We start from the raw sequence: 22725 nt of genomic DNA, 5'->3' as shown, positions 1-22725 counted from the left end.
AGGGGAGCCGCATCAATGGAATTCATCGTCAAAGACATCACCAAATTCGATATTGAAAACGGCATTATTGGCGGGAAAGTCGAGTTCAACCTACCCGACGAAGCTGGCGACGTGGCAGTGCTTCAAGGCGTTTCAATTGATCTGCGCATACAATCCCACGACGATTTAACGCTTTCGCAGATAGAAGAGCTTCTTTTGAAAAAAGCAATGGATCAACTACGCGCCGTTTTGTCCAATTACGCAGACACGCCAGCACATGACCTTCGTGTGCAGTCAGAGCAGCTTTCATTGACGATGTTTCCTGATGAATAGGCTTATTGATAAGGCGTGATGTAGAAGTTCTCGCGCTTCACGGTTGAGGCGTATTCAAAGAACTTGTCACCCGGTGAGATAAGCTGCTGATCTTCATGCGATGCGGTGCGATAGCCGTCACGGTGGTTTTCCAGCGCAGACGTTTCGATGTTGGCCTTAAGAACCATTTCGCCGCCGTCGATGACGTGATCAATGGTATCGATATACCCGCGATACATAGGCTCGACATGCAGCAGTTCGCGGGTATCAGGGTCGAAATAAGCATCATACAGAATGACCGTGCGGCCTTTGTAATCAACGCTCTCAATCTGGGCCAGCTTATCAGGCGTCACACCGTAATCAGCCGCTGTAGGCATGGTTATGGTGATAGGCAGGGCTTCCGCGCCCATCTGATAAGGCGGCTCTTCTATCGAGAGAAGTTGGTTCGGGATATAGGTATTGCCGTTCCATGTGAGATTAGAAGACCCGTTCCACATGTACCAGAAGCCGGTACCGAAGTGGAAATCACCAAGGGAACGCACGACGATGCGCCCCTCTTCCAGCAATTGCTGTAGACGAGTTGGGAAAGCCATGAAGCCTCCAATTTGTAGGAAAGTTTAAACGACTATTGGTTACGACTTGGCTTTGATGACCAGGCGGAGGGGCATTCATGTCAAAAGGTAAGAAGCATCCCGGCAATCGGCCCGATCGGCGCCAATTTCCATTACAAGATATTAGCATCGAACATTTAGTCGGTTCCCTTGTAATCGCTTGGAATAATGCCGAGAACAGCTCAAAGCTGCTTCTCAATCGTCTACTTGGCAGTCCGCCAGGAATTCAAGCAGTCACGAACGAGTTAAACGGACAATCACTTTGGTTTGCTCTGAGAGCGGCATCATCAAAGTCGATACACACAGAAATTGAAGAGCATGTAAGACTAATCTCGGTTGCGCTAGAGCGACTAAATGAACACCGAAACTACTTCGTTCACGGATCGCTGAATAAAGAGGGCGAACACTTAGTGCTCCGCACTGAATATGCAAAAGGCGAAGTAAGGGAGTATGAAGATCGCTTTGACAAGCAAGAGATCCACCAGCTCGTTAGCGATTGTGAAGACATAGGCATGTGCTCGATCGATGTTACAGCCTATCTAATACTGAAAAAGATGGATCGTGCTTCTTCACTTCCTGATATGCCTTTTTTACCACCTCAGTTAGACAAAACCCGTCGAAATCTGAAAGCTCGCGCTCCAAAACCTTAGTCATCTTCGGAGTAAAACCGAAGAAATCTCTTTCTTCCTGTTCCATATTTCCCTCGTTCACTTCGGCACCTCGATCAGCTGGAAGGTCGCAGTAGGTCGCGGACCCTTCGTCATCTGAAAGCTGTCTTTTACAAGCCGAGTGTTCATTTCCGGCTGCTTGAAACGGGCCGTTGCTCCGGTTGCGATGTAAGATGCAATCGGCTGATCGACTTTCACAACCATCTGAGTGCTGACCGCTGTAGCGCCGCCGCCGTATGCGACCTGCAAGAACTGTCGATAGTCACCGCTCTTGAGCGAGAACATATCGCCGTCCATCAATTGCAGCCCCGGCATAACGCCGGTCAATTGAACCGTGTAACCACCCGTCACCGTACCGCGTGATGCGGTGCCGGTTATGTGTGAATTGTTAGGATCGCCCCAGTACTTCCTCGGTATGCAGATATGCTTCGGACGATAGACAATCGTTTCCATGCCGCCCTGTGCGGCTGCGATGAACGCCTGAAGCTGGACAGCCTCGCTTGCCTTCATCGGCAGCGTTTCCATATCCACAGTCCGATATCGGTCAGCATATTCAACGGTCGAGAGAACCCGACCGCCGAATTTTGTCTGACTGGTTGGAATGACCAGCTGCGGGTATGACGGGACAAATCGGACCGTTGAGAGAAGATCGATCATCGCACCAACCCTCTCCGGTTCGCCTGCTTGCTATCCCGCGCAAATCGCATCGGGCCTGATTTGTCGTACTGCCGAAGCCCCTGATTAACACCGTCCCTCACGACCGATCGGATATAATCGTCACCGCTGGCGCTCGCGATATTGATGTTAACCTGTGGGGCTGATTGCGCAGATCGCGCCTGTGAAGGTGCCTGCAAAATCGGCATGGTTGGAGCCTTCAACGAAGCCCTACCGCCACCAGCAAGAGCGAGCGACCGGCCACTGTTGATTGCCTCAAGCAGCGCGCGGTTCTGTTTTGTAGCCTTGGCATTAATGACGTATTCGCCATCCGAGAGCATTGCTGGAATGCTGTCGGTACGCGGACCACCGGGGCCACGGATCAGGCCACCCGTTGCCGCTTTGACCGGACCACCATCCTTGCGGAACAGACCGCCGAAGATTGAGCCCGTTTTGCCGAAAATGCCGTCGAACAAACCGTCAAAAGCGAAACTTAACAGCTTATCGAGAACCTTCTGGAGCGCATCGGCAAGGGCGTCGGCCATATTCTTTCCAGCAGCAAGGTCAGAAACAAGGCCACCCAATGCATCTTTCTCTGCATCGCGCCATTCTTCCGCCTTTTGACGAAGTTCGCCTTGAGCCTCTGCAAGCTTATTGGCCTCAACGGTTGCTAGTGACCACTGTTCAGCAGTTTGCCTGATTTCTTCCTTGAGGGCTGGTGTAAGCTCTATACCGGCTTTTTGAGCTGCATTAAGAAGCTCTTGCTCAGTTCGAGCCATTTCAGCAGCAAAGCCGTAGTCGTCAATCAAAGGGTTAAGCTGACGGAGCGCCTCAGTCTCAGCGACAAGCGCGGCGGTGCGATCCGAGATTGACTGAAGGTCACCTTTAGAGAACTTCTCTTCGGGCGTATCTTTTCCCTTCTTCTCCTTCTTCGGCTTCTTACCTTCGGCTGTTCGGCTTTCCTGTGCAGCAAGATTGGCTTTCGCGATGCGGTCGATAGCTTCTTCTGTTAACTTCGTGCCATCCTTGATCGCATCATTGCGAACGCGAATACGCTCCATTTCCAGAGCGTGTTCTTTCTTATTCAAGGAGGCCTTGCGGAGAGCTTCTTTTTCGTAGTTGCTCGCAGCGATTGCATTCAAATCAACTCGGATAACATCATCTTTAGCGGAGCGCCCCATATCGGCACGCGTGTCCGCCAGCCTTGCCTGTAATAGGCGGGCGGCTTTCTCTGCTTCAACCAGCTTACCAACGAAAAGCTCCACGGAACTTGTGAAAGATTCCCAGGCAGGGTTTGCGCGTGTGATGCCGTCAAGCTCTGATGCTAACTTTTGCGCAGTAATTGCACCTGAACGGAACTGTTCGCCAAGTGATCTTACCTTATCGACTTCATCTTGCGGGACGCCTTCAAAACTAACATTTCGAAGATTATCGAACTGATCTGTAACTGTTTGAGTGGCTTGTGCTATTTCTTCCAACGAAAAAGCGATGCCGCCCTCAAGCTTCTCAGGGAGCCCGCGGGCGACTTTCCCGCCCGCCTCTTCGACTGCATCGCCTGTGTTTTTTGCAGCGTCCTGAACTTCTTTTAGGGCTGCAGCATAAACTTCTGACGCCTCACTGGCCTTGCCCACGGTGTTATTGTAGAGAATGAGCGATGAGACAACCGCTCCGCCAATAATCATGCCTACTGGACCAGCAGCTGCGCCAAGGCCACCAAAAGCAGTAGCCAAGCCGCCCATTGTCTGAGCCGCGGCGAGTGCTTTTCTGAATTGACCAAGAGCCGTTATTCCAAGTCCAAGTGTACGGATCATGCCAAAAAGCGATCTACCAACCAAGGCGCCAGCGATAACCCCTGCAAGCCTTAATCCATTATCAGCAACCTTGTCGAAGTTGTCAGCAATCATAACCAGTGCTTCGGAGATCTTGGCCGAGACACCAGCGGCACTGTCGGCATTACCAACGTACTGCAACAGAGCATTATTCAGTAGAGTGAAACCGTCGCCGATGGTAGCAGGCATGTCAGATGCTTCCTGCCGTAGTTTCTCCATCTGGCTCGATAGGCCGCGCACGATGTCTTGGCCTGTGATTTTACCTTCCGCGCCGAGCTTGCGCAGCCCACCCACGGTAGTTCCAAGACCAGCAGCTAGCGCTTCTGCAGCACGCCCGCCTGAATCAATAACCGTATTGAGGTTGTCGCCTTGAAGTTTTCCGAGCGCCATAGCCTTGGCGAGAGCGTCGATCACTCGTGCGGCGCGATCTCCTTTGGCGCCAGACACAACGAGTGCGTTGTTCAGTGCTTCGGTGTAATTGAGTGATTCATCTGTGTTATAACCAAGTTCTTTCAGTGCCGTGGCATTTGAAAGGTAGCTTTCAGCGGTTTGAGTAAGGTCGGAATAGGTACGGCGCGCCATCTCTCCGAGGCGCCCCATGACCTCCGTCCCTTTATCAATTGACCCTGCGGCGAGATTTACGCGGGACGTCATATCCGTCCACGTATCAGTCATCTTGCGAAGCTGATCGACACCCAGCGCGGCGCCTATTCCGGCGAGTGGCGCCGTTAAGCCGCTAAATGATCGCGTAAAAATGCCATCCAGATTTTTATTCATCTGGCGTGCACGACGCTCAATTGCATTAAATTGACGATTTGAAACATCGTTGGCGCGCGCCAAGCTTTTTTCAAACGACTTGAAGTCAGCAGAAAGCTGAACAACCAGACTTTCAAGGTCGGTTCTTGCCATGATCAACGATGTCCTGATAAGAAAAAAGCCCGCACGAATGCGAGCTTGGGGAAGCTGATGAAATTATTGATTGGTGCAGCCTGCATCGCGATTATCGCGTTCGTCGGCTACTATTTTTGGAGTGGACAGAAAGCTGAGCGACAACAGTTCGCTGCCAATTGCCATGCAATTGCGCAGAACGGCCCGCCAGATGAGACGCCAAGCGACAAGCGCCTAGCGTCAAAAAGAATTCAAGATTGCGTTGATTTTCTCAAAACCGGCAAACTGCCTTAACGCACTGCCGTGTTCCTCCGCCAATATTTTACAGCCTCAGTAGAGCAGCCAACCTTCTGAGCAATCGCAGACATTGACATGCCCGTTGGTAGCAACCTGAGAATATCTTCTTTATATGGCGCTCGTGTTTTCGCCATCGGCTCATGATCAATCGTAGCGCCCATATCCGGCAAAGCGGCCATTGGTCGGCTTTGGTCTATGAGCATCCCGACAACGGCAACTGAATTACGACAAACACCACCGTGAGGTGAACGGAATCGTTCACCAAGTGCGGTTCGCGCTCCAAACGGGCGTAACCGTATCTGTTCTCGCTCAACATTCTGAATACTCATGCGTCCGTCATGCTCAATCACAACGGCGCGCCCATCTCCATCATATTTGTTTACGTCAACCCAGACTGGTTCGCCGTCAATTATCATGGCGCACACATTTTGGGGCTTCGGCTCAGGTTGCTGTAATGAAGCTGCAACCCTCTCTAGTCTGTCAACGTTCTGCTTGAGACGAAGCGCGTCATCAATCTTCGTTGATGTGCGACGGTTGTGCGCCTGCACTTTGACCGGCTTTTCGACTCGTCCGAGACGGTATTCCATGAACACATCGATCAGAGCCTTGCGAACTGCTGCGGCTGCAACCGTCTTCGCGAACATGCAAATCAGTAGCGCCTGACCTTCATTCAGGAAATATTCCGTGAAAGACTGGCCGCGATAAGCGCCCCGCCGTGGGGCGCTAGAGCCATAAACCTCTATTTCTTCGAGGTTTCTTTCGATAATCTCTCGTATTTTACGCGGCCTAGCAAAGCCTAGAGCCTCGCCAAGACGCACGTCAACAACACGCGGTTCTTTGTCAATTTCGGTATTTAAGTCTGCGACAGAGATCAATCTTCTGGTATCAATCGTATCGGCTCTGGTCATTTTTCAATCCTTCTGGGGCCAGCGGTGAGGACTGCTACCAACAGCCTCACCGCAACTTGTGCAACATTCACACTTGCACAAGTTGCCATGAAGAAATGAACATGTCAACAAACTTGCCCAAGTTGCAAACTTGGGTTATTACATCGGCATGACAAAAGAGCTTAAAGATCAGCGAATTGCAGTTATGCTCACGCCTTCAGAGTTGGAGGCTGTTGATGACTGGTCTTTCGCGCACAGGATTAGGTCCCGAGGCGAGGCTATCAGGATATTAATAGACGCAGGCCTTATGATCCCGACACTCGCTTCGGCGGTGACAAGCTACGCTGATTCATATGCAATCAAAGACGAGCCAGAATTGGCAAGTGGACTGCGTAAGCTTGATAAAGCGGTTCAGGACCATTTTGACAAGTTACCAATGATTCGGCACAGTGAAGATAAGTAGGCGATCTTCAACACATAGAGCGCCTACTTATTAGTATTTCAACTTGGATCTTCCTCGAATTCGACCAGCAATTCAGCTAGCTCTTCTTCGGTGAAGAATGAATAGAGAATGAAGGTCGATCGCAAGGAGCCGCAATCATAGCTTGGCGCAGTGCCGCAACATACAAGGGCGGATAAGCATAAAGCGCGACGAACACTGATTTTTTTGCATAGGTGAACGCATCAAGACGACAAATTATATGTCGCACATACTAAATAAGAATGTTAAAAGATGGCTGCCCCCGGCGGCTTAACTAACCAAGCACCAGGGCTTAATCGACAGAGGCCGGGCCGGGGGGTACATGACTTCTATAGACACTCAGGTTGACGTTGTCAACGAACATAATGCGAACAATGATAACTTTGATGGGTTGGGGACTGCCTTATCAGCGGAAAGAATTGGCCGTTACATTGACGCCGCAAACGGGGATATTAAACGTGCATACGAACTATATGCAGTAAATGCCCAAGTCTCAAACGCAATGTATATCTTACTTCATATGCTTGAAATATGTCTGAGGAATGGCTTCCACTTTGCTTTGACAACAAAGTATGGTCACGATTGGTTTGATCAAGTGGGAGTTATAAAAACCATCAGCCAACGCCAGAAAATCAGTGAAGCTAAGTTAAGGCTAGTGAGTGATCGCAAACCAATAGAGCCGGGAAGATTAGTCGCTTCGTTAACGTTTGGGTTTTGGACAACATGTATTGGATCTGAATACAATGAAGACCTGTGGATCCAGGCTATTCACCGACCGTTTAAAAAAAACCAATCCCTCACAAGAAAAAAACTCAATCGTGACTTGACCCCACTGCGTAACTTGAGAAACCGCATCGCTCACCATGAACCTATACTTTCTTGGAACCTTTTGAAGCATTATGAAAATGGCATGATTATCATTCAAGCCCTTTCACCAGACGCGCATCAATGGGTTAAAGAAAATTGTAAATTTCACGATATATACGACGAGTCGATACGCAAAGAATTTAAATAGATACCTTTTTGGGAGCAATTGTGTCGCCCATCAATAAAACGCATCACCCAGCCTTAATCCAATCCCAAAGATCGTCTTTTTCGGATTCTGAAAGCTTACCTGGCTCGTCTGGGGTATTCGCCTTGATGTAACCATCAAGCGCTGCCATGTACTGCCACATCGACATTCGTCGAACGTCTTGCGGCGTATAGCCTAGAACTGCACCGTTTCCATAGATGGCGGCAAATCTGATCTTTCCGTTGGGGAGACTATCGATGGATTCTGACTTGCCGCTCCCTGCTCCCCCACAGGTTCATCCGGTACGCCTTGAATGCCAGCCTGCAATATCGCAATGGCAAACAGCAAGTTTTCGGCAGGCGGACGTTTTTCGACATAGCGCTGTACAAGCTTGGTTGCGTCGGTCGGCTTCATGTCGCCGCCGATAAGGCCCTGCCTGATGACATTAGAAATATCACCAACGTTACACTGTTTCGAAATCAAGCGCTCAAGAATAACCCAGGGGCCCGCGTCGCAGGCCTCCTGAAGTGCTTCAAGTTCGCTCCACCCAAGGCGGAATTTGTAATCATCATCCGCCCAGGTTAGCTCAATCGATGCATCCCGCATTAGCCACCAGCCGGGGTAGACGTACGAACCATCACACCGTCCGACTGCAGGCTGACGTTATTCGTCGCCCGCTGGCCGTTGGTTGCGCCAACTTCCATGCTTTCAACATGCATGAAACCTGTCCACACGATTGTCTTTGTAGGGAATTCCCACTCCACCTTAACAGGAATGGAATCGATGCTATCGACAGCATCCAGCCAGTCGTCGACGCTTTCAGCGGCAAGAACACCCTCACCGCTAATACCCATCGAAAGGCTAGTTGCATCGCGCCCTACCCAATCAACTTTATCTGGGTCAGTACAGTCTGGAATATTGACCTCTTCAAGGCCTTTTGTAATCGTAATCGAGCGTTGCGTAAAACCGCAGGGTGCGGAGTAAACTGTCGGGGTGGCGTCATTGCCGAGCAAGACGCGGATCTTGCCCGACTTGATCGTCGTAGCTTGGGCCATATTGGTCCTCGTGTTTTGGTGGTGGTTGCGGCGCGAACTACGGCGTCTCAATGACGGCCGTGTATTGGATCGACGCCTGATTGATGCCGGGAGCGCGGATGTAGTCAGTTCGCCAATAATCGAAGGTGACTATTGCGTTTACGGCGAGCGTCGGTTCCCATCGTCTAAGTGCCTTGGTCACAGCGTCGGCGATTTGCCTGACCTGTTTCTGGCTTGGCAAAGACGACCAGCAGTTAATTTGAAAAGTAACGTCGACCGCATCAACGCAATCGGCACTGTCATCAGAAGATGAAGCGCTGCCGAATGAAACATACGGATAAGTTGCGGCCGGTATATTGCCATTAGGATCGGCGGGAGGATTGTCATAGACCTTGTCGACGCCGATTAGCGTTGTCAGCGCAGCATTCTGCGATAACCGCGCATAGATCGCGGCTTGAAGTTCCCATACAGGGTCCATCCATCAGCCTCCTGCGGCTACTGTTTTCGCTGCTTTGGTGATGGCTCGACGAATACGGCGGTTAACTTCTTTTCTCTTGGCTCGCCATGAGACGTAGAAGAAGGGTTGCTTGCCTTGTCCGGGGTTTTTTGTGCCGGGGAACATGCCTTTGTTGGCAAAGCCTACCGTGCCGAATTCAACCCAGCGCGCGTAGTAAGCTTCATTGTTGCCAGCATATATCGTGATAGTCCAATCAGCTGCAAGGCTGGCTTCGACTGTCGCTATAACCATGCTGCCCTTTGGAGCCTTGCCCCAAGTCCAGCCGATACTTTCGTAGAGCGACATGTCATCGACGGCAACGCGGTTGCGCATCATGTCGCAAATATCTTCAGCGCCCTGCTCCATCGCACCACGAACCATGTCGCGAGCGACTTTCGGCATCCGCTTGAATTTCTGTTCGAGTTTAGCAAGCCCCAGAATACGAGCACCGATAGTCATCAACCACCACCCTGCATTACAGCGCGCATTTCGATGTACTGATTAACCTCGTCGGGGTTCGCACAAGACTGGATCTCGTAAAAGATGCCGGTTCGCTTGTTTCTAGCCCGCCAGGAGGGCGTGACGTCACGTGTCCGTGGTTCGCTTCGAACGACAATCGTATAAGGCTGGATACCCTGCGTGCGGGCCGCAATGTCGGTTTCAGAACCAAGGCGAGGTTGTAAACGAGCGGCAGTTTCGAACTTGTCTACCCACTCTTGGCTTGTGCCCCCACCTTCGTCTCTCACCGCTTCACGCTGCTGAAAGACGACAATGTTGTTGAGCGCACCTGCGCCTTTACGTGTCGCCATCCTTCTCACCTTTTTTCGGAGTTTTCAGGCGAACAGCCTTGTTTCGTTCGATTGCAGCATTTGCGCACGGTGTGGTGACGAGGCCCGACCAGCCAGCCTTATAAGCGATGGTGACTTGCGGGAGCGGCTTCCAGTCGAAGTCTTCGGAGAAGCGGACGTGAGGCATTAGCCGGCGGCGTCTTCGAGCGCCTTAACGCGTGTCGACAACGCAATAAACGCAGCCTGAATATTCGCAGCTGCCGCAAGACCACTTCCAGAGTCGGCTGTCACTGCGTGGTTGTGGTTGCCAGCAGCGGCAGTAGTTGCCGTTGCACCAATCGCTGGTGCAAAGGTGGCTGGCTTACCCGTAATGTCGGCCCATGCGGTTGAGCCGCCGCCACCTTCAAGGCCTTCAACCGTTGCACTGGCTTCAACTTTCAGAGTTCCGCCGATGACGAGCGTGTCACCGCCGTCGGTAGAGTAGTTTTTAGTAATGTATGACATATCCGCCTCCTAGACAGACATCAGGCGAAACGGGTTGATGAGCCGCCGCGCCGTTGGGATTTCTGTGTGGATGGTGCCGGTGATGTCAGATTCACGGTTCTCGTACATGCTGGCAGCATGCAGCATAATAGCCGCGTCAAATTCGAACTCTGCGCCTACTGGAACCGTCTCTCGACGAACGTAATGGAGAGCCCACGATTTAGACGCATCCAGATAAGCCTGGATGATTTCATCATCATCGTCGTAATCCACGCGGATATGTTTTTTGAACTTTTCGAGTGTAACCGACATCGTGCCTCACAAATGGCGGGCGCTCCGAAGAGCGCCCTTGTTCGTTAAGCCGCGACCTTGTGGTAGCGGAACACCGTCGGATCTACGACACCGCCTCCAACTCGCTTAGTCGTGTAGAACTGCACGAACGGCTTATTGGTGTACGGATCGCGAAGGATGCGAATGCCGGTACGATCAATGACCAGATAACCACTGAAGTCGCCAAACACGATTGGGATCGCACCAGCGGCAATATCAGGCATCGCGGCAAACTCGGTCACTGGATGACCAAGGACGGTCGCGGGCTGACCCGACTGAAGTCCTGGCTGCCAGATGAAATTACCGTTGCCATCTTTCAGCTTACGGATTGCACCCTGCGTCTTACGATTCATAGCGAAACGCGCATTTGGTGTGCGTTCACTCGGAAGATCATAGACAAGGTCAACAAGACCGTCGAGCGTGAGCTCTGCCGCTTTGCCGGTCTTCACTTCTGGAATAGCGCCCCAAGGATGAGAAGCAGCAGTAGTATAAGTCAGAAGACCTTTTGGCTTGTCCGTGCCGTTGCCAGAGATAAAGGCAAGGCCTTCCTGAAACGCGAATTCAGTCTCGACTTCACCAGCAAGCCAGTTTTCGAGGTTAATTTCGGAGTCATCAAGAAGACGCTGAGTTGCTGCCGGATTTGCATAAATCTCGCCGGTATTAAACTTCACTTCTGCGAACTTCGCTGTAGTGGTTTCAGGGCGAGCGGCGGTTTCACCAACCCAACCGGATGCAGTCGCACGGTCGTTATACAGTTTCGAGAAGCCATTGCCGCTGATCGTCTGTGTCGCTGCGATCTGACGCATTGGCGAAATGATCTTCAGCTTATCGATAATAGAACGATCCCACTCCGTAGGAGCTGTGTAGCCGCCGTCTTCTGGAGTACCGACATTCATTGCAGCCTTTGGATTTTCGCGGAAGTAGGCGTCCAGTCCAGCTTCGTCTCCACGACGGAAGAATCGCTCAAAAGCCTTAGCGTGCGCGCTATCAGGCTTATGATTGTCGTTGTCGTGACCGCCTAGAAGGGCCGCAGCAATTTTCTGATTGGCCTCATCGAGCGCAGCACTAAGCTTGCCAACCTCATCATTGATACGATCGACCTTTTCAGACTGTACAACGTCCTTACGAACGTCTGCCAGAGCTTTATTGTGTTCGGCCTTAAATGCTTCAAAGGCTTCGCCCTGCTTTTCAATGAGGGCCGTTACAGTATTGATGTCAGTCATGGGATACTCCTAGCGCTGACGTTAATTTCGTAAGTGAAGCCGCGAGTGCGGCGTATTCAGACTGAGCAACGTCAACGTTGGAATTGGGCTCAGCGGCATCATCGCGCGCGGCCTTTTTCATGTCTGAGATAGTAGTTTTGGCTTCTCTGGCGGATGCGCCAGCAAGCCTCAAAGCGCGTTCGGTTTGCTTTTCAGCTCGAAGCGCTTGCGCTTTTGTGTTCGGTTCCGACTTGATACGGTCAGCCGGTAGCAAATCAGTAGCAAAACCAGCATCAATTGCTGCCTGACCAGAAAACCAAGTTTCTGCATCCATCATGGAGGCCACAGTGTCAGCATCATTGCCGGTTCTGGCTTCATATACGGATGCCATGTTGGCATCGAACTGCTCCATCGTGACTGCCATTTCCGCAAAGTCACGACGGTTGCCCATAGCGACAGTCCAGCAATTATGAATCATGATGGACGCGGATGCGCCGATTTCGATCTCGTCACCTGCCATCGCGATAACGCTGGCAGCACTTGCCGCAACACCAAGCACTTTAACCTTGACCGACAAATTGTTTGCATCAGCGTGGTCACGGATCTTGTTGTAGATCGCCACCCCTTCAAACATATCACCGCCTGGTGAATTGATGTGAACTTCGAAGTCGCGACGTCCAATGGTTCGGAGGGCTGCGTCTAGCCGCTTGAGCGTAAACCCGCCACCAGTCCAGAAGTCTTCGCCGATGACATCATAGATTGAGATCACATTGTCGCCGATTGCATCTGCGGAGAGAATCGAGGCGTCCCACTTCTCCAAAACAGCATCGGGCGTGCGAGCGCTAATGCCCGCTCGCGCAGGCACCGCAATTCTAGGTAAATTCATATTGGATTATTCCTGATTGGGCGCTTCGACTGTCGTGGGTTCGACGCCGACAGGCTGCATATTGAGAGGCTGGAGGTACTCGTCGCCGCCGTCTATCGGGTTCATATCTTCGCTCGCGCGAATGTCGTTGACAGAAAGCCAACCCCAATTCCGTCCGATCGCGTATGAATCGAAACGAGCTTTCATGTCGCCTTTAAGCAACCCGGCAATGTTGAACTTTGCATAAATCTCGAGGTCATCTTCCGGGATGAGATCGCGTCCAATGGCCTGCTCCCACATCACCAGCCAATCATTGACCGTATATGTGATGAACCCGATGTTCTGTTGCTCAATCCCCGATCCCCATGATGTTGATTTCTCTGTGATACCCAACATATGCGGCGGTACGCCGAAGAACATCGCAATTTCGGTTAAAGACTGAACGCGCGTCTGAATGAACTGCGCGTCATTTGATGTCATCCCGATCTTGTCGTACGTCATCCCCTCTTCGAGAATTAGGTCACGGCCTTCTCTCGCCCCGCCCCGACGATAATAATCCAGACTTTCCCGTAGGGCTTCCTGCCCTTCAATCCCGAGCTTTCCTTCGTGCCGAAGGACGCCGCCAACATTGGTGCCGTTTTCAAACAGTGAGGTCGCGTGTTTCTCAGTGGAAAGCGACAAACCCATTGCCTCTCGCGCATAAGTAAGCACAGGCAAACCGACGATACCGTCGAAGGTCATTCCGCGCAGATGAAGCATGTCTTTCTGCTTCAATTGCAAACGGCTACCACTCGGCAGCGTCACATTATAAGTTAGTGAAAGGTCGCGCTGTTGTTTGACCTCCACATTGTCGGCGTTGAGCGGAATGAGTTCAATCACCTCGCCGCGACTGTATACCTTGTATGCGTAACCGTTGCCGCGCAGCAAAACACTCGCCTGCATCATGCGTCGGAATTCAGAAGGTGTTTGCCATCTGTTCGGTTTCCGCCGAAGTAGCGACCACAAAGCATGATCGTCCGCGTCAATGCGCGTTTTGCTGTCTATTCGCCTCTTCAGATCGAGAGGGAGTGTGGCGACTGTCCCTGAGATGAGGTTCACACATCGCCACACAGCTGCAATCTTCATAGAGTTTTCAGCGGTAATGTTGTGACTTGTGGACGTGTCACCGTTTTGAATGAAGTCATTTAATGGCGTATCCGCCATGCTGCTCCATTGCTGCTTAGGCGCGCCACGTCGTTTGGGTGGCCCATCTGAGCCACGCCACCAATCCATAAAGCCCATGCGGTCCTCATAAAATCAAAAGGCCGCGGCCTTTTCTGTACACGGATTCTTTTGGCGCCGCAGGAACGCCGTCGAGAGCAGCACCGATTGCCATTGCCAAAGCTACCGCCGCATCGATGCGCACTGAAGCTTTCGTTTTGACGAACCATCGGTTTTCTTGCGGGTCGTGATCGAACGTTGCGCCCATAAGAGCAGTCATCAACACCGGGTTTCGCTTCAATCGAATTCGGCCATCGATGATCATATCTTCCAGCGCCAGCACCGAGCCCGGCATCCACAAGCCTTGCGGCGTTGGAAGGCCAGCGGCTTTTGCAGCTTCGACCTTGGCGGGTTCAGGCTTAGCCCGAACCTTACCGCCCTGTGGGTGTGCAACATGGTCGACTTCAATGCCGAGCGCGTCCACCTCTTCACGAAACTTGTCGTAAGCGTAGCGGTCGTATGCAATGGCCTTGATTTCGAATTGCTGATCAAGCTGCTGCAGTCGTGCTGCAACGAAGTCATATCTGACACGTTTTCCGGGTGTGGCATTGAGCCAGCCCTGCTGCACCCATAGTTCATACGGTGCTTTGTCGGCCTGCGCTCTGGCTTGCAGCGTTTCCTGTGGCGTCCAAGCCTCAACCCAAGCGTCAAAGGTCGGAAGACTGACGGTAGCTCCATCATTGCGTTCCATTTCCATGACACCCGTAGGAACCACGCTGGCAAGAACAGTCATATCCTTGCTGCCCGAAAGGTCGACTCCCATGAAAACCGGCTTATCAGCATGATCTTCTTCGGGGTCGAAGTCATCCATGACGCTTTCGACAGTCTCGCGCGGCATCCATGCCTTATCGGCATCCGTCCAGCAGCAAAAGTGCAGACGCAGAATCCCGTTTAGCTTGCCCGGCATTTGTTTGGCCTGAGCAACAACGCCTGCTAGATATTCTTGCGTCAGGATTACGCCTAGAAGCGGGTTCGCTTTCTTCCAGCATGTCGGGTCATTCAGAGGGTCATCGCCCTTATCGAGCGCGCAAACCCATGCAAACGTTGTGTCGTCGATGATTTCACCGACGTAGTTAAACACCTCGTCTGGCGTCTGCGTCCCGGCTGCAACCCGAACTGCGTGTTCGTGCTCTTCCCAGCAGATGCTGTTTTTGTCGCTGCCTGAGTTTGTAATCATCAAAAGCAACGGTTGACGACGAAACTTGAAGCCGCGCTCCAGCATTTCCATCGTCGATCGATCTGGATGCTCGTGAACCTCATCGCAAAGCGCAAAGTGAGGACGCGGACCTGAGCCCGACTTTCCCGAATCCTTTGAGATCGGACGGAAGAAAGACTGTGACTTGTGGTGCGCGATATTGAATTCGCGCCCGATACCGCCGCTGAACTTCACACGCTGCATCAAAGCAGGTGCAGCCCGCGCCATTTTCACAGCGTCCTGAAAGAGAATTCCCGCCTGTTCTTTCTTGGCAGCGGCCGCATAAATCTGTGCGCCCGCTTCTTTGTCAGCGATCAATCCGAACAGGCCGACACCGCCAGCAAATGGAGATTTGCCGTTACCCTTGCCCTCTTCGATGTACGCGCGACGAAAACGTCGGGAACCGTCCTCACGTTTCCAACCAAACAGAGAACCAAGCTTGAAGGCCTGCGAGGCATGCAACTTAAACGGCTTGCCTTCAAACTGGCCTTCTGAAAGCTTCAACCGCTCTTCAAAAAAGCGGAACACACGATCAGCTTCCTCGTCATCAAACCACAGACCGCGCTCATGACCTGTCGCCAAGTCGTCGAAATGACGCTGGCAAGCGTTCCGAACGTGCGGGCCTGCAATCTCAGTGCCGTCAAGAACAGCTTGCGCATAATCGCTCACACGCTTCAGTGCAGGCATATCAGTCAAGCAAATCATCCTTCTCATCGCCATCGTCGGCAGTCGCAACTTTCGATGCGTCCGCAGGCGTAGCACCCATCTGACCAAGCATCTGACGCAGCAAGTTCATCGCCTGCACGCCAACCTCCTGCCCCGCCATGATGCGGCCCTGAATATTGGATGCCATACCAACCAGCGTGCGGTGTGACTGGTTGAGCCACGGAAGCTCTTTTTCAAAAAGCTTCCATGCAGCCTTGGCTTTTAGCTCTGGCGTATCCTTCAACCATGCGGGAGGATTGCCGAGCGGGCCATCGGCTTTAGCGTCGGTGCGGTTTTTGAAGCGCTGTGGGTTTTTCTTATCGCTTGCCTCGACTGCCGCCTTGGCGCGAGGCGTTCTTGGCCTCGCCATGGCATAAGTCCTTTACAGGGGTCATATTTTGAATTGTGGATGCGTGCGCTGTGGACCCTCGCCGTTCCAGCGTTTTCGACCTTCGTCGACTTTTTGATGCCCCCCCGGGGTTCAAACCGGCCACCCGTCGGCCCCGAAGGTCACGATGTCCTGACCTCGCTCCAACCGCTGCTTAGTTCGATCGTGGCACGTCTTGCAAAGTGACTGGAGGTTGCCTGCATCCCAGAAGAGGAACTCGTCGCCCTTATGGGCAATGCGATGATCACACACCGTCGCTGGTTCCACATCACCAACCTGTAAACAGAACACGCACAACGGTTGCTCGGTCAGCTGTCGCTCGCGCATTCGCTGCCATCGGGCAGTTTTATAAAGTCGGAGCCATGTGCGTTGTGTCATGGACAGGCCTCCGTGAAAGTAACCAGCTTGGGTGCGCTTGCACTTAATACACAATGTGTCGTGGCGGCAGAAGGCGTTGCTGGTTTTGTTTGGTTGCGGCAGGTCGGATTCGAACCGACGATCTCTTGGTTATGAGCCAAGCGAGATGACCACTTCTCCACTCCGCATAATTCTTCTTGATGAAACTGGTCAAGGTGGCAGGGCTTGAACCTGCGGCCTCTCGGACCCAAGCCGAGCGCTCTACCTGCTGAGCTACACCCAGATGAAGATTGGCGAATGTGGCTGGAATCGAACCAACATCGACGGTTTTGGAGACCGTTGCTTTACCATTAAGCTACACAAACAATAATTGATCGGCGGGGAGGCACTGGCTTTATCTTGCCAACCTCAACCCGCCGTATCCCGTCTGCCGGAGGAGAAACGGCGCCGGGGATTGTTACGCCCGGTTCATCACTGACCGAGCGTCTGTCGCTGGCAGCAGCCTGTGCGCACAGAACTTGGAATACTGTGGAAGATTGTCTTCCCACTATTACCAACGTTCTGACTGATCAGGTCATGACTAAGCTACAAGATCGCGGCGCTGTAGGTCACCGATTACATCCCTCAATGTTATCAGAGCGGTGTGCACAAGAGCCCTGCCCGCGCCCATAGCAGCGTTCTTGTTGCCTATTCCAGCAGCCTCACCTACATCCTTTAATGTCTTCCCATCGATGCAAGCCAACTCGAAGGGTTCGCATAGATAGCCCAAAGATGATTGCAACCGGCCGAGCTTATGTTTCGCATCGATCATATCGTTGACTGGTGCGTCGCCTTTCCATGGCTTCGGTACGTTGGTGTAACCGCTTTCCGATTTGTCAGAAGTCAACTGCGTCTCCGCATCGGTTACACTTTTCTTGCGAGATGGTATGTCGACGTTTGCCGCTGTGGATTGTCTGACATGCTTGTACGCGATGCTTCCGTTCGGACGAACATGGATATGGCGATCCAGAGCCATTCCTTCACCTAGTGTCACGGTCGAACCACCTAGAAGGGCATTGCTTTTCGCTGCCGTGTGAATTCGGCGGTAGTACATCGCATACTTCAAAAGATCGGTGTTGCCCTCTTTGATCAGCGCTGTAGCCAGGGGCCAAGCGATATTGTCATTTGCAGCACGACCATCCCAATCATTTCCAATTCCTTGCCGCTTATTGATACGGCGACGCAACTTTGCCAAAGCCTTTACTTCACGGGCGCGTTCAAGCCGCATAAGCTCTCTGGCTGCATGCCTTTGCTCTGGTGTGTGCTCTGGGCTGTGCGTTCCATGAACTGCGCTGGTCATGATGCGTGGCTTTAGATTACGATTGGACATATGGCGTATCCTTACTTGGAGTTAGCGCGCAGTAGCCGCTACGAAGCGATTGCGCTGCTTCAACAATGTGATCGTGTGCTTCGTGTGGCTTGCATTCGAACCACTCACCTTCAAGCCGGTAGTGTTCCTGCTCAGCTATGATGTGGGCTTGTTCCTCAACCCCTGATGCGCATATCGCTGTGTCAAACCAAAAAACCCGGTGCAAGAAAAGAGTGTCAGGATTTCCAGTTTGTAGGGTGGCGAGGCGATGGATTGGAGATCTCGCTTTTCCGACCTTTACTCGGGAGGCGTTTTCCTCACCAATCACGTAGACGGCAGTGTGATCAGAGTTCGTTATCTGTTTCGATGCAGCCACTAACAGCTTAAGATTTCTAAGCTCTGCCAGACTAGAAACGGGCTTATTTCCATCACCTATAATTGCCTCTTCAATAACATCTTCGTAACGAGGAATAAGTTGTCGGTGGTGCAGATCTGGATTATTTAACCCACCCATGAAAGTTCCGGGAGACATCAAGCTGCCTCCCTTTGTTCACTCGCCTCACTCAGCCAGCCTTTAACCAGCCTCACTGCCTGCTCTGCTGCATCTTCTTCGGTAACGGCCCTGACGACTACAACGGGAAAGCCAAGAGCATTAAGCAACGGATGGCGGGTTATCTGGCTTGGTTCGAGCTTGGCCTTGCCGACCTTGTTCTCGATTTGCCGCAGCACACCACCGTAGAGGTATATCCGGACGTCGGCTTCTCCCGGCGTCAGTCCTGCCGCTAATGCTTCAGCTCTTGCCTTGGGTCCGCGCTTGGCTGCGTTCTGATCTCCGGCCAACGTGAATGTGCCTGGTCGAACGTCTCGCGCTGCATGAACGTATTCTGGCAATTTTCGCAGGCTGCGGACCTGGGCAGCTTGAAGTTCCCATTCCAGAGGCAGACATGGCGATGTTGTTACCTTGCCGTTGCGCGTCGTGATCTTGGTGCGCACGCCATTGATGCGGACGGTTTGGGTCGTGACTTTTGGTTTTGCTGCAGGTTTGGTGCTGGCTGTGGATCTGGAATTGAGCTTGCCGGATGATGCACAGTTAGGCGCACGTCTTCGTGTCATGGTCTCTCCTCGTGTTCATGGTTGGCTTCCGTTGGTAGCGGAATCACTGATTGGTCGTCAGCGTGAAAAAATGGAAAGGGTCTCGGAGGGATTTGTCAAGAACGAATATTAAAACTCAAATTTTTATCTAACGAATGCAACTCAGGTTGTATTCTGCCGTCCTTCAAAGTGCGTAAAGTGCGTAAAGTTCCAACAGTGCAACATTACGCGCTGCGCGCTCAAGTGCGTAATCATCTATAGAGGATTGATTACGCACCTTAAGCAGCGTGCAAATGCGTAGAGTTGAGGCAGATAAAATCAACTCTACGCACAACTTTACGCGTTACCTATGGTTGTATTTTGATTGTGACAGCGGGTTGCATTTTGATCTTCGTAAGGGATCAACGACCACAATATGTGGATGTCCTGACTGTGAAGAATCTGATAGTCGCCTGCAGATAACTTCTAGGGGGCGTGAAGATGTCTAGTGCTAAGAAATATGCGTATCCAGCATTTATGAGCGTTTCTGCTCTTGTGACAACTATATCCGATCTTATCCAAAAGAATGATATCGCGTTAATTCTAGCCGCCTGTTTAGGAGTAATTGGATTGCTGGCGCTATTGGCGCCGTATCGCCTCCTAGAGAAGACAAGGCCTTTGCTTTCAGATGGCAATGCGACAAATACAGACTTCTCATTTCGAAGCTTCGGAGTCTCGTGCTTAATAATGGGGGCAGTAGTATTTGGCTTTTCAAGCCTATCAGTTCGAGCAGCGCCTGAAGGCGGAATTATTGCTTCTCAATATCCTGAAATCCATCAAATACAACAGAGCTTAGGGTTGGTTCAAACCGATATTGCAACCATTAAAGGCACAGTAAAAGAAATAAACGATAAATCTGACAAAATTATTGCAGCGACATTTCCATGGCTCAGCCTAAGTATTGATGCCTCATTTAACAGCGCATTTGTAGAAAAAGATGGCAGAGTTCATAATGTTAACTCTGCTGGTGGTGCATATGTTTTAGTTGAGAACGAAACTCCAGTTAATTTTGAAAATGTCGATATAATCGTTACGAATCCGATAGATACAACTGATAACTACATTGATCGGTACGCCTTCATCGGCTCGAATGAGCGAAAGCCTGCCAAGCTAGCATCTAATAAGTTAATGTATACGATATATAACGTTTGTTATTCGGCCAAGGTGAAAGGACGAAATGAGTGGATTGTTGACAATTTTGAAGTTCGTGCAACACACGATATTGTGAAAATGACGAGTGATGACTGGTACAATATACGCTACGAAAAAGTTGATTACGACGGCCCACAAATTTATGCTAAAGAAAAAAGGTGCTCATTATGAGCACCTTGTTAGTTACATAGCTCTCACAAACGTCGTCATGCGCCGTTGAACCGGGTCTCGTTCTTCAACCTTCGTTAGAAACCCCTCTGCAAATAGCGCCTTGGTTATCACCCCGGCCCTTTTTCTGTCGGTCTCGTCATCGGCATCTAACTGCAACGCATATGCGACAGCCAAGCCTACCCACTCTTTGGCGTTGGGTGCCTGCTTATACATTCCACCATTAACAACACCGCGGATTGCATCGCGCTGCTCTTCGGTCACTTCCTCCGCTATTTCCTCACTGGTTGGCCAAGTCCACGCAGTAACAACAGGCGCATGATCTTGAGGCTTGGTGAGGCCCTGCCCGTTCCCCAGAGCCACACTTTCCAGCTTGCGCCAGTCAGCTTTGTGCGACAGTGGGGCGAGATTTGCCTTGCCGTATGTGATGGTGAAGTAAGCGAACCTATCCATAGCCCCCATGCCGGCGTCTTTGGCTTGCGCTTCCGACATGCGGTTGAGCACGCGCACCGAGCGCGCTGCGCCGATCAGAGACACAGCCCCACGAGCATCTTCAACGGTTGCTTCACGATCACTCACCTTACGCAGATGATGCACGATATCGATTGAGCAGTTCGTCCGGTCAGCGACCTGCGCCCAAAGCTTAGCCACCTTGTCGATTGCGCCGTTGTCGTTTTCATTGACTTGGTGCGTCGACACGAACGGGTCAACAATCATCACGTCAATGCCAAGCTCAGAGATCGTCTCAACGACTGCTTCAACGACTGGCTCCTGAATGCGCACGCCTTTCTTGTCGTCGATCGCAATGACCAATTCCTGCTCGCGACCTGTGTCTAGAAACAGATGCCCATCGATATCAGCTGGATTCAGATTAAAATGAATACACGCAGCCATGATGCGGCGCTCAAGCTCGTCGCGGGGATCCTCGGCATTGAACAACCAGACCTTCAACCGCTTCGGAGGCTTCGTGCCATTGAGCGCTTTACCCGAAGCCATGGCCAGCGCCTCGACGATGCTGTTCGCAGTTTTGCCGAGACCGCCCGGCGCGACTGTCACCGAGACATACTTGCGAATGAAGTGCTTACCGAACGCAAACTCGCGCCGTGGTAGCGTCGCCGGGTCTTTCCAAACGAAAGGCGTCGCGATGATTGCGCGTTTGTTTTCAGTGGCTTGCTCCGGTTCGCTTATAGATGAATCAAATCTCGAAGCTGGCTCGGCAACAGCATCAGTGCGTGCCTCCGCTTTCGCCAATCCATTGGCAATCATACGGCTGATATCAACCAGACGTGTGTTGTCGTTGTCATTCTGTGGCACATTACGCGGGCTGCGAGCACCGGCAGCGAGTCCATTATCGATGGTCTTTACGCAGCGCGGCCAGTCGCGCCCCCATCCTCGGGCTACATCCTGCAGCAGAGCGCGCGCTTCGGATTCAGCCAGTGCGCCTGCCCCGACAAAAGTGCCCAAACGGAATGCGGCGTCGTTCAGCCGGTTATTGCGATTGCCCATCGGTTCAAGCGCAAGATCGTCCAGCTCGGATTGAACTGCACGCTCGACATAGCGGTCGTTAATCTTGCCGCTAACAGATGGCGCCACAGAATATGTACTCTCATATGATCGTGGCAGCACAAGATCCAGCAACCAGTCTGGCGCGTCGACCGGCTCCTGTTCTGATATCCAGCGATAAGGCAGGCCGACCTCAGGCACGCTGCCGGCCGCAATTACATAACCGCCGTCACCGCGTACATCAACGCCGGAGCCAAGCGCGCCGCGGTTTCGAACGCCCTGACGATGACGAAAGAAATAGTGACGGCCTCCGCTGGTGGTTTCTGCGGTCAGCGTTGCAGGCAGCGCGCCGTGTGCGGACTCGAGCGCCGCAAGCGTTTCGTCGCCGCCGTGTTTGGGATCAATGTCCAGCACCCATGCGCCAATAGGTGCACCGGTGGGCACGCCGATCATCGCGGAAGGATTACGGCGCCAATATTCTCGCACGATGCGCTCATTGAGCGTCGCGCCACGGAACCCGTTGCTTGTGAGCGGAGTCTTAGTGGCGAGAATTTCGATTTCGCCTGTTTGAGGATCGATGATTTCCTCGTCGCAGTGGCGACACGGAAATACTGGCCAGTTTTGCGCCTGATAAGACAGTGCGACGTCGAGCATTGGGTCGGTATTGAGTTCTTGCGAAATATGCATAAAGTCTCCCTCAGA

28 protein-coding genes and 2 tRNA genes are annotated in these 22725 nt (G+C 52.0%); 5 read left to right on the top strand and 25 right to left on the bottom strand.

Going from position 1 to position 22725, the window contains the following annotated elements; genetic code table 11:
- Positions 1-15: 15 nt before the first annotated feature.
- Positions 16-312, top strand: coding sequence for a hypothetical protein (locus VBH83_RS03105; RefSeq protein ID WP_396996315.1), 297 nt, complete (start codon positions 16-18; stop codon positions 310-312).
- 2 nt (positions 313-314) lie between these two features.
- Here the strand turns inward: VBH83_RS03105 and VBH83_RS03100 are convergent, their stop codons facing one another.
- Positions 315-884 carry a hypothetical protein gene (locus VBH83_RS03100; protein WP_396996313.1) on the bottom strand — a complete coding sequence of 190 codons (570 nt, stop codon included), beginning with the start codon at positions 882-884 and terminating at the stop codon, positions 315-317.
- Positions 885-961: 77 nt separating this feature from the next.
- Here VBH83_RS03100 and VBH83_RS03095 point away from each other — a divergent pair, with 77 nt between their 5' ends.
- Positions 962-1552 (top strand): hypothetical protein, encoded by a 591-nt coding sequence (locus tag VBH83_RS03095; protein WP_396996311.1) that lies wholly within the window; start codon positions 962-964, stop codon positions 1550-1552.
- 57 nt (positions 1553-1609) lie between these two features.
- On the opposite strand, the gene VBH83_RS03090 is transcribed toward VBH83_RS03095, so the two are convergent.
- Positions 1610-2227, bottom strand: a complete 618-nt coding sequence (locus tag VBH83_RS03090; RefSeq protein WP_396996309.1) for a hypothetical protein — start codon at positions 2225-2227, stop codon at positions 1610-1612.
- Positions 2224-4962, bottom strand: a complete 2739-nt coding sequence (locus tag VBH83_RS03085) for a tape measure protein (protein ID WP_396996307.1) — start codon at positions 4960-4962, stop codon at positions 2224-2226. The genes VBH83_RS03090 and VBH83_RS03085 overlap by 4 nt, the downstream gene beginning before the upstream one ends.
- Before the next feature lie 57 nt (positions 4963-5019).
- Between VBH83_RS03085 and VBH83_RS03080 the strand changes: the two genes are divergently transcribed.
- Entirely contained in the window at positions 5020-5235 is a 216-nt protein-coding gene (locus VBH83_RS03080) for a hypothetical protein (RefSeq protein ID WP_396996305.1), read from the top strand.
- On the opposite strand, the gene VBH83_RS03075 is transcribed toward VBH83_RS03080, so the two are convergent.
- Positions 5232-6146 carry a hypothetical protein gene (locus tag VBH83_RS03075; protein ID WP_396996303.1) on the bottom strand — a complete coding sequence of 305 codons (915 nt, stop codon included), beginning with the start codon at positions 6144-6146 and terminating at the stop codon, positions 5232-5234. The genes VBH83_RS03080 and VBH83_RS03075 overlap by 4 nt on opposite strands.
- A 782-nt stretch (positions 6147-6928) precedes the next feature.
- On the opposite strand from VBH83_RS03075, the gene VBH83_RS03070 reads away from it, so the two are divergent.
- Positions 6929-7621, top strand: coding sequence for a hypothetical protein (locus VBH83_RS03070; protein ID WP_396996301.1), 693 nt, complete (start codon positions 6929-6931; stop codon positions 7619-7621).
- A 43-nt stretch (positions 7622-7664) separates the two neighbouring features.
- Here VBH83_RS03070 and VBH83_RS03065 read toward each other — a convergent pair whose 3' ends face one another.
- The 20 genes from VBH83_RS03065 to VBH83_RS02970 all read right to left on the bottom strand — a co-directional run bounded on the left by VBH83_RS03065 (position 7665) and on the right by VBH83_RS02970 (position 19182).
- Positions 7665-7787, bottom strand: coding sequence for a hypothetical protein (locus tag VBH83_RS03065; protein ID WP_396996299.1), 123 nt, complete (start codon positions 7785-7787; stop codon positions 7665-7667).
- Positions 7788-7813: 26 nt separating this feature from the next.
- Positions 7814-8224 (bottom strand): gene transfer agent family protein, encoded by a 411-nt coding sequence (locus VBH83_RS03060; protein ID WP_396996297.1) that lies wholly within the window; start codon positions 8222-8224, stop codon positions 7814-7816.
- Positions 8224-8673, bottom strand: coding sequence for a phage tail tube protein (locus VBH83_RS03055; RefSeq protein WP_024898778.1), 450 nt, complete (start codon positions 8671-8673; stop codon positions 8224-8226). Before VBH83_RS03055 ends, VBH83_RS03060 begins: the two co-directional genes overlap by 1 nt.
- Before the next feature lie 37 nt (positions 8674-8710).
- Positions 8711-9130: a DUF3168 domain-containing protein gene (locus tag VBH83_RS03050; RefSeq protein WP_396996295.1), complete on the bottom strand. Its 420-nt coding sequence runs from the start codon at positions 9128-9130 to the stop codon at positions 8711-8713.
- A gap of 3 nt (positions 9131-9133) precedes the next feature.
- On the bottom strand, positions 9134-9607 hold the full coding sequence (locus tag VBH83_RS03045; protein WP_396996293.1) for an HK97 gp10 family phage protein: 474 nt from the start codon (positions 9605-9607) through the stop codon (positions 9134-9136).
- Positions 9607-9957, bottom strand: coding sequence for a head-tail adaptor protein (locus VBH83_RS03040; RefSeq protein WP_396996291.1), 351 nt, complete (start codon positions 9955-9957; stop codon positions 9607-9609). Before VBH83_RS03040 ends, VBH83_RS03045 begins: the two co-directional genes overlap by 1 nt.
- Entirely contained in the window at positions 9944-10123 is a 180-nt protein-coding gene (locus tag VBH83_RS03035; protein WP_396996289.1) for a hypothetical protein, read from the bottom strand. The genes VBH83_RS03040 and VBH83_RS03035 overlap by 14 nt, the downstream gene beginning before the upstream one ends.
- Positions 10123-10440 (bottom strand): hypothetical protein, encoded by a 318-nt coding sequence (locus tag VBH83_RS03030; RefSeq protein ID WP_396996287.1) that lies wholly within the window; start codon positions 10438-10440, stop codon positions 10123-10125. Before VBH83_RS03030 ends, VBH83_RS03035 begins: the two co-directional genes overlap by 1 nt.
- A gap of 9 nt (positions 10441-10449) precedes the next feature.
- Entirely contained in the window at positions 10450-10731 is a 282-nt protein-coding gene (locus VBH83_RS03025; protein WP_396996285.1) for a head-tail connector protein, read from the bottom strand.
- Positions 10732-10775: 44 nt separating this feature from the next.
- Positions 10776-11972, bottom strand: a complete 1197-nt coding sequence (locus tag VBH83_RS03020; RefSeq protein WP_396996283.1) for a phage major capsid protein — start codon at positions 11970-11972, stop codon at positions 10776-10778.
- The gene (locus VBH83_RS03015; protein ID WP_396996281.1) at positions 11965-12837 is read right to left on the bottom strand and encodes a head maturation protease, ClpP-related; all 873 of its coding nucleotides are present in this window, start codon (positions 12835-12837) and stop codon (positions 11965-11967) included. The genes VBH83_RS03020 and VBH83_RS03015 overlap by 8 nt, the downstream gene beginning before the upstream one ends.
- A 6-nt stretch (positions 12838-12843) precedes the next feature.
- Positions 12844-14097, bottom strand: a complete 1254-nt coding sequence (locus VBH83_RS03010; RefSeq protein WP_396996279.1) for a phage portal protein — start codon at positions 14095-14097, stop codon at positions 12844-12846.
- A 7-nt stretch (positions 14098-14104) separates the two neighbouring features.
- Positions 14105-15958, bottom strand: a complete 1854-nt coding sequence (locus tag VBH83_RS03005) for a terminase large subunit (RefSeq protein ID WP_396996391.1) — start codon at positions 15956-15958, stop codon at positions 14105-14107.
- A 1-nt stretch (position 15959) separates the two neighbouring features.
- Positions 15960-16346, bottom strand: a complete 387-nt coding sequence (locus VBH83_RS03000; RefSeq protein ID WP_396996277.1) for a hypothetical protein — start codon at positions 16344-16346, stop codon at positions 15960-15962.
- A 111-nt stretch (positions 16347-16457) separates the two neighbouring features.
- Positions 16458-16691, bottom strand: a complete 234-nt coding sequence (locus VBH83_RS02995) for an HNH endonuclease (protein WP_396996389.1) — start codon at positions 16689-16691, stop codon at positions 16458-16460.
- Between the two features lie 141 nt (positions 16692-16832).
- Positions 16833-16909: transfer RNA gene (locus tag VBH83_RS02990), tRNA-Met, on the bottom strand.
- A gap of 19 nt (positions 16910-16928) precedes the next feature.
- Positions 16929-17004 (bottom strand) — tRNA-Pro (locus VBH83_RS02985).
- 297 nt (positions 17005-17301) lie between these two features.
- The gene (locus VBH83_RS02980) at positions 17302-18090 is read right to left on the bottom strand and encodes a hypothetical protein (protein WP_396996275.1); all 789 of its coding nucleotides are present in this window, start codon (positions 18088-18090) and stop codon (positions 17302-17304) included.
- Complete coding sequence (locus VBH83_RS02975; RefSeq protein WP_396996273.1) at positions 18077-18601, bottom strand: GIY-YIG nuclease family protein; 525 nt, start codon at positions 18599-18601, stop codon at positions 18077-18079. Before VBH83_RS02975 ends, VBH83_RS02980 begins: the two co-directional genes overlap by 14 nt.
- The gene (locus VBH83_RS02970; RefSeq protein WP_396996271.1) at positions 18601-19182 is read right to left on the bottom strand and encodes a VRR-NUC domain-containing protein; all 582 of its coding nucleotides are present in this window, start codon (positions 19180-19182) and stop codon (positions 18601-18603) included. The genes VBH83_RS02975 and VBH83_RS02970 overlap by 1 nt, the downstream gene beginning before the upstream one ends.
- 459 nt (positions 19183-19641) lie before the next feature.
- Between VBH83_RS02970 and VBH83_RS02965 the strand changes: the two genes are divergently transcribed.
- Positions 19642-20523 carry a hypothetical protein gene (locus VBH83_RS02965; protein ID WP_396996269.1) on the top strand — a complete coding sequence of 294 codons (882 nt, stop codon included), beginning with the start codon at positions 19642-19644 and terminating at the stop codon, positions 20521-20523.
- A gap of 12 nt (positions 20524-20535) precedes the next feature.
- Here VBH83_RS02965 and VBH83_RS02960 read toward each other — a convergent pair whose 3' ends face one another.
- Positions 20536-22710, bottom strand: a complete 2175-nt coding sequence (locus VBH83_RS02960; protein ID WP_396996267.1) for a bifunctional DNA primase/polymerase — start codon at positions 22708-22710, stop codon at positions 20536-20538.
- Positions 22711-22725: the final 15 nt, after the last annotated feature.

The organism is Ochrobactrum sp. S1502_03 (assembly GCF_044435015.1).
In the GTDB taxonomy this organism is placed as follows: domain Bacteria; phylum Pseudomonadota; class Alphaproteobacteria; order Rhizobiales; family Rhizobiaceae; genus Brucella; species Brucella chromiisoli.
This window is presented reverse-complemented; position numbering and strand designations above follow the sequence as displayed.

What these genes read in the sequence shown, in the direction of transcription:
- VBH83_RS03105 (WP_396996315.1), top strand. Translation starts at nt 16, where the DNA reads ATGGAATTCATCGTCAAAGACATCACCAAATTCGATATTGAAAACGGC.
- VBH83_RS03100 (WP_396996313.1), bottom strand. Translation starts at nt 884, where the DNA reads ATGGCTTTCCCAACTCGTCTACAGCAATTGCTGGAAGAGGGGCGCATC.
- VBH83_RS03095 (WP_396996311.1), top strand. Translation starts at nt 962, where the DNA reads ATGTCAAAAGGTAAGAAGCATCCCGGCAATCGGCCCGATCGGCGCCAA.
- VBH83_RS03090 (WP_396996309.1), bottom strand. Translation starts at nt 2,227, where the DNA reads ATGATCGATCTTCTCTCAACGGTCCGATTTGTCCCGTCATACCCGCAG.
- VBH83_RS03085 (WP_396996307.1), bottom strand. Translation starts at nt 4,962, where the DNA reads ATGGCAAGAACCGACCTTGAAAGTCTGGTTGTTCAGCTTTCTGCTGAC.
- VBH83_RS03080 (WP_396996305.1), top strand. Translation starts at nt 5,020, where the DNA reads ATGAAATTATTGATTGGTGCAGCCTGCATCGCGATTATCGCGTTCGTC.
- VBH83_RS03075 (WP_396996303.1), bottom strand. Translation starts at nt 6,146, where the DNA reads ATGACCAGAGCCGATACGATTGATACCAGAAGATTGATCTCTGTCGCA.
- VBH83_RS03070 (WP_396996301.1), top strand. Translation starts at nt 6,929, where the DNA reads ATGACTTCTATAGACACTCAGGTTGACGTTGTCAACGAACATAATGCG.
- VBH83_RS03065 (WP_396996299.1), bottom strand. Translation starts at nt 7,787, where the DNA reads ATGTCGATGTGGCAGTACATGGCAGCGCTTGATGGTTACATCAAGGCG.
- VBH83_RS03060 (WP_396996297.1), bottom strand. Translation starts at nt 8,224, where the DNA reads ATGCGGGATGCATCGATTGAGCTAACCTGGGCGGATGATGATTACAAA.
- VBH83_RS03055 (WP_024898778.1), bottom strand. Translation starts at nt 8,673, where the DNA reads ATGGCCCAAGCTACGACGATCAAGTCGGGCAAGATCCGCGTCTTGCTC.
- VBH83_RS03050 (WP_396996295.1), bottom strand. Translation starts at nt 9,130, where the DNA reads ATGGACCCTGTATGGGAACTTCAAGCCGCGATCTATGCGCGGTTATCG.
- VBH83_RS03045 (WP_396996293.1), bottom strand. Translation starts at nt 9,607, where the DNA reads ATGACTATCGGTGCTCGTATTCTGGGGCTTGCTAAACTCGAACAGAAA.
- VBH83_RS03040 (WP_396996291.1), bottom strand. Translation starts at nt 9,957, where the DNA reads ATGGCGACACGTAAAGGCGCAGGTGCGCTCAACAACATTGTCGTCTTT.
- VBH83_RS03035 (WP_396996289.1), bottom strand. Translation starts at nt 10,123, where the DNA reads ATGCCTCACGTCCGCTTCTCCGAAGACTTCGACTGGAAGCCGCTCCCG.
- VBH83_RS03030 (WP_396996287.1), bottom strand. Translation starts at nt 10,440, where the DNA reads ATGTCATACATTACTAAAAACTACTCTACCGACGGCGGTGACACGCTC.
- VBH83_RS03025 (WP_396996285.1), bottom strand. Translation starts at nt 10,731, where the DNA reads ATGTCGGTTACACTCGAAAAGTTCAAAAAACATATCCGCGTGGATTAC.
- VBH83_RS03020 (WP_396996283.1), bottom strand. Translation starts at nt 11,972, where the DNA reads ATGACTGACATCAATACTGTAACGGCCCTCATTGAAAAGCAGGGCGAA.
- VBH83_RS03015 (WP_396996281.1), bottom strand. Translation starts at nt 12,837, where the DNA reads ATGAATTTACCTAGAATTGCGGTGCCTGCGCGAGCGGGCATTAGCGCT.
- VBH83_RS03010 (WP_396996279.1), bottom strand. Translation starts at nt 14,097, where the DNA reads ATGGGCTTTATGGATTGGTGGCGTGGCTCAGATGGGCCACCCAAACGA.
- VBH83_RS03005 (WP_396996391.1), bottom strand. Translation starts at nt 15,958, where the DNA reads ATGCCTGCACTGAAGCGTGTGAGCGATTATGCGCAAGCTGTTCTTGAC.
- VBH83_RS03000 (WP_396996277.1), bottom strand. Translation starts at nt 16,346, where the DNA reads ATGGCGAGGCCAAGAACGCCTCGCGCCAAGGCGGCAGTCGAGGCAAGC.
- VBH83_RS02995 (WP_396996389.1), bottom strand. Translation starts at nt 16,691, where the DNA reads ATGCGCGAGCGACAGCTGACCGAGCAACCGTTGTGCGTGTTCTGTTTA.
- VBH83_RS02980 (WP_396996275.1), bottom strand. Translation starts at nt 18,090, where the DNA reads ATGTCCAATCGTAATCTAAAGCCACGCATCATGACCAGCGCAGTTCAT.
- VBH83_RS02975 (WP_396996273.1), bottom strand. Translation starts at nt 18,601, where the DNA reads ATGTCTCCCGGAACTTTCATGGGTGGGTTAAATAATCCAGATCTGCAC.
- VBH83_RS02970 (WP_396996271.1), bottom strand. Translation starts at nt 19,182, where the DNA reads ATGACACGAAGACGTGCGCCTAACTGTGCATCATCCGGCAAGCTCAAT.
- VBH83_RS02965 (WP_396996269.1), top strand. Translation starts at nt 19,642, where the DNA reads ATGTCTAGTGCTAAGAAATATGCGTATCCAGCATTTATGAGCGTTTCT.
- VBH83_RS02960 (WP_396996267.1), bottom strand. Translation starts at nt 22,710, where the DNA reads ATGCATATTTCGCAAGAACTCAATACCGACCCAATGCTCGACGTCGCA.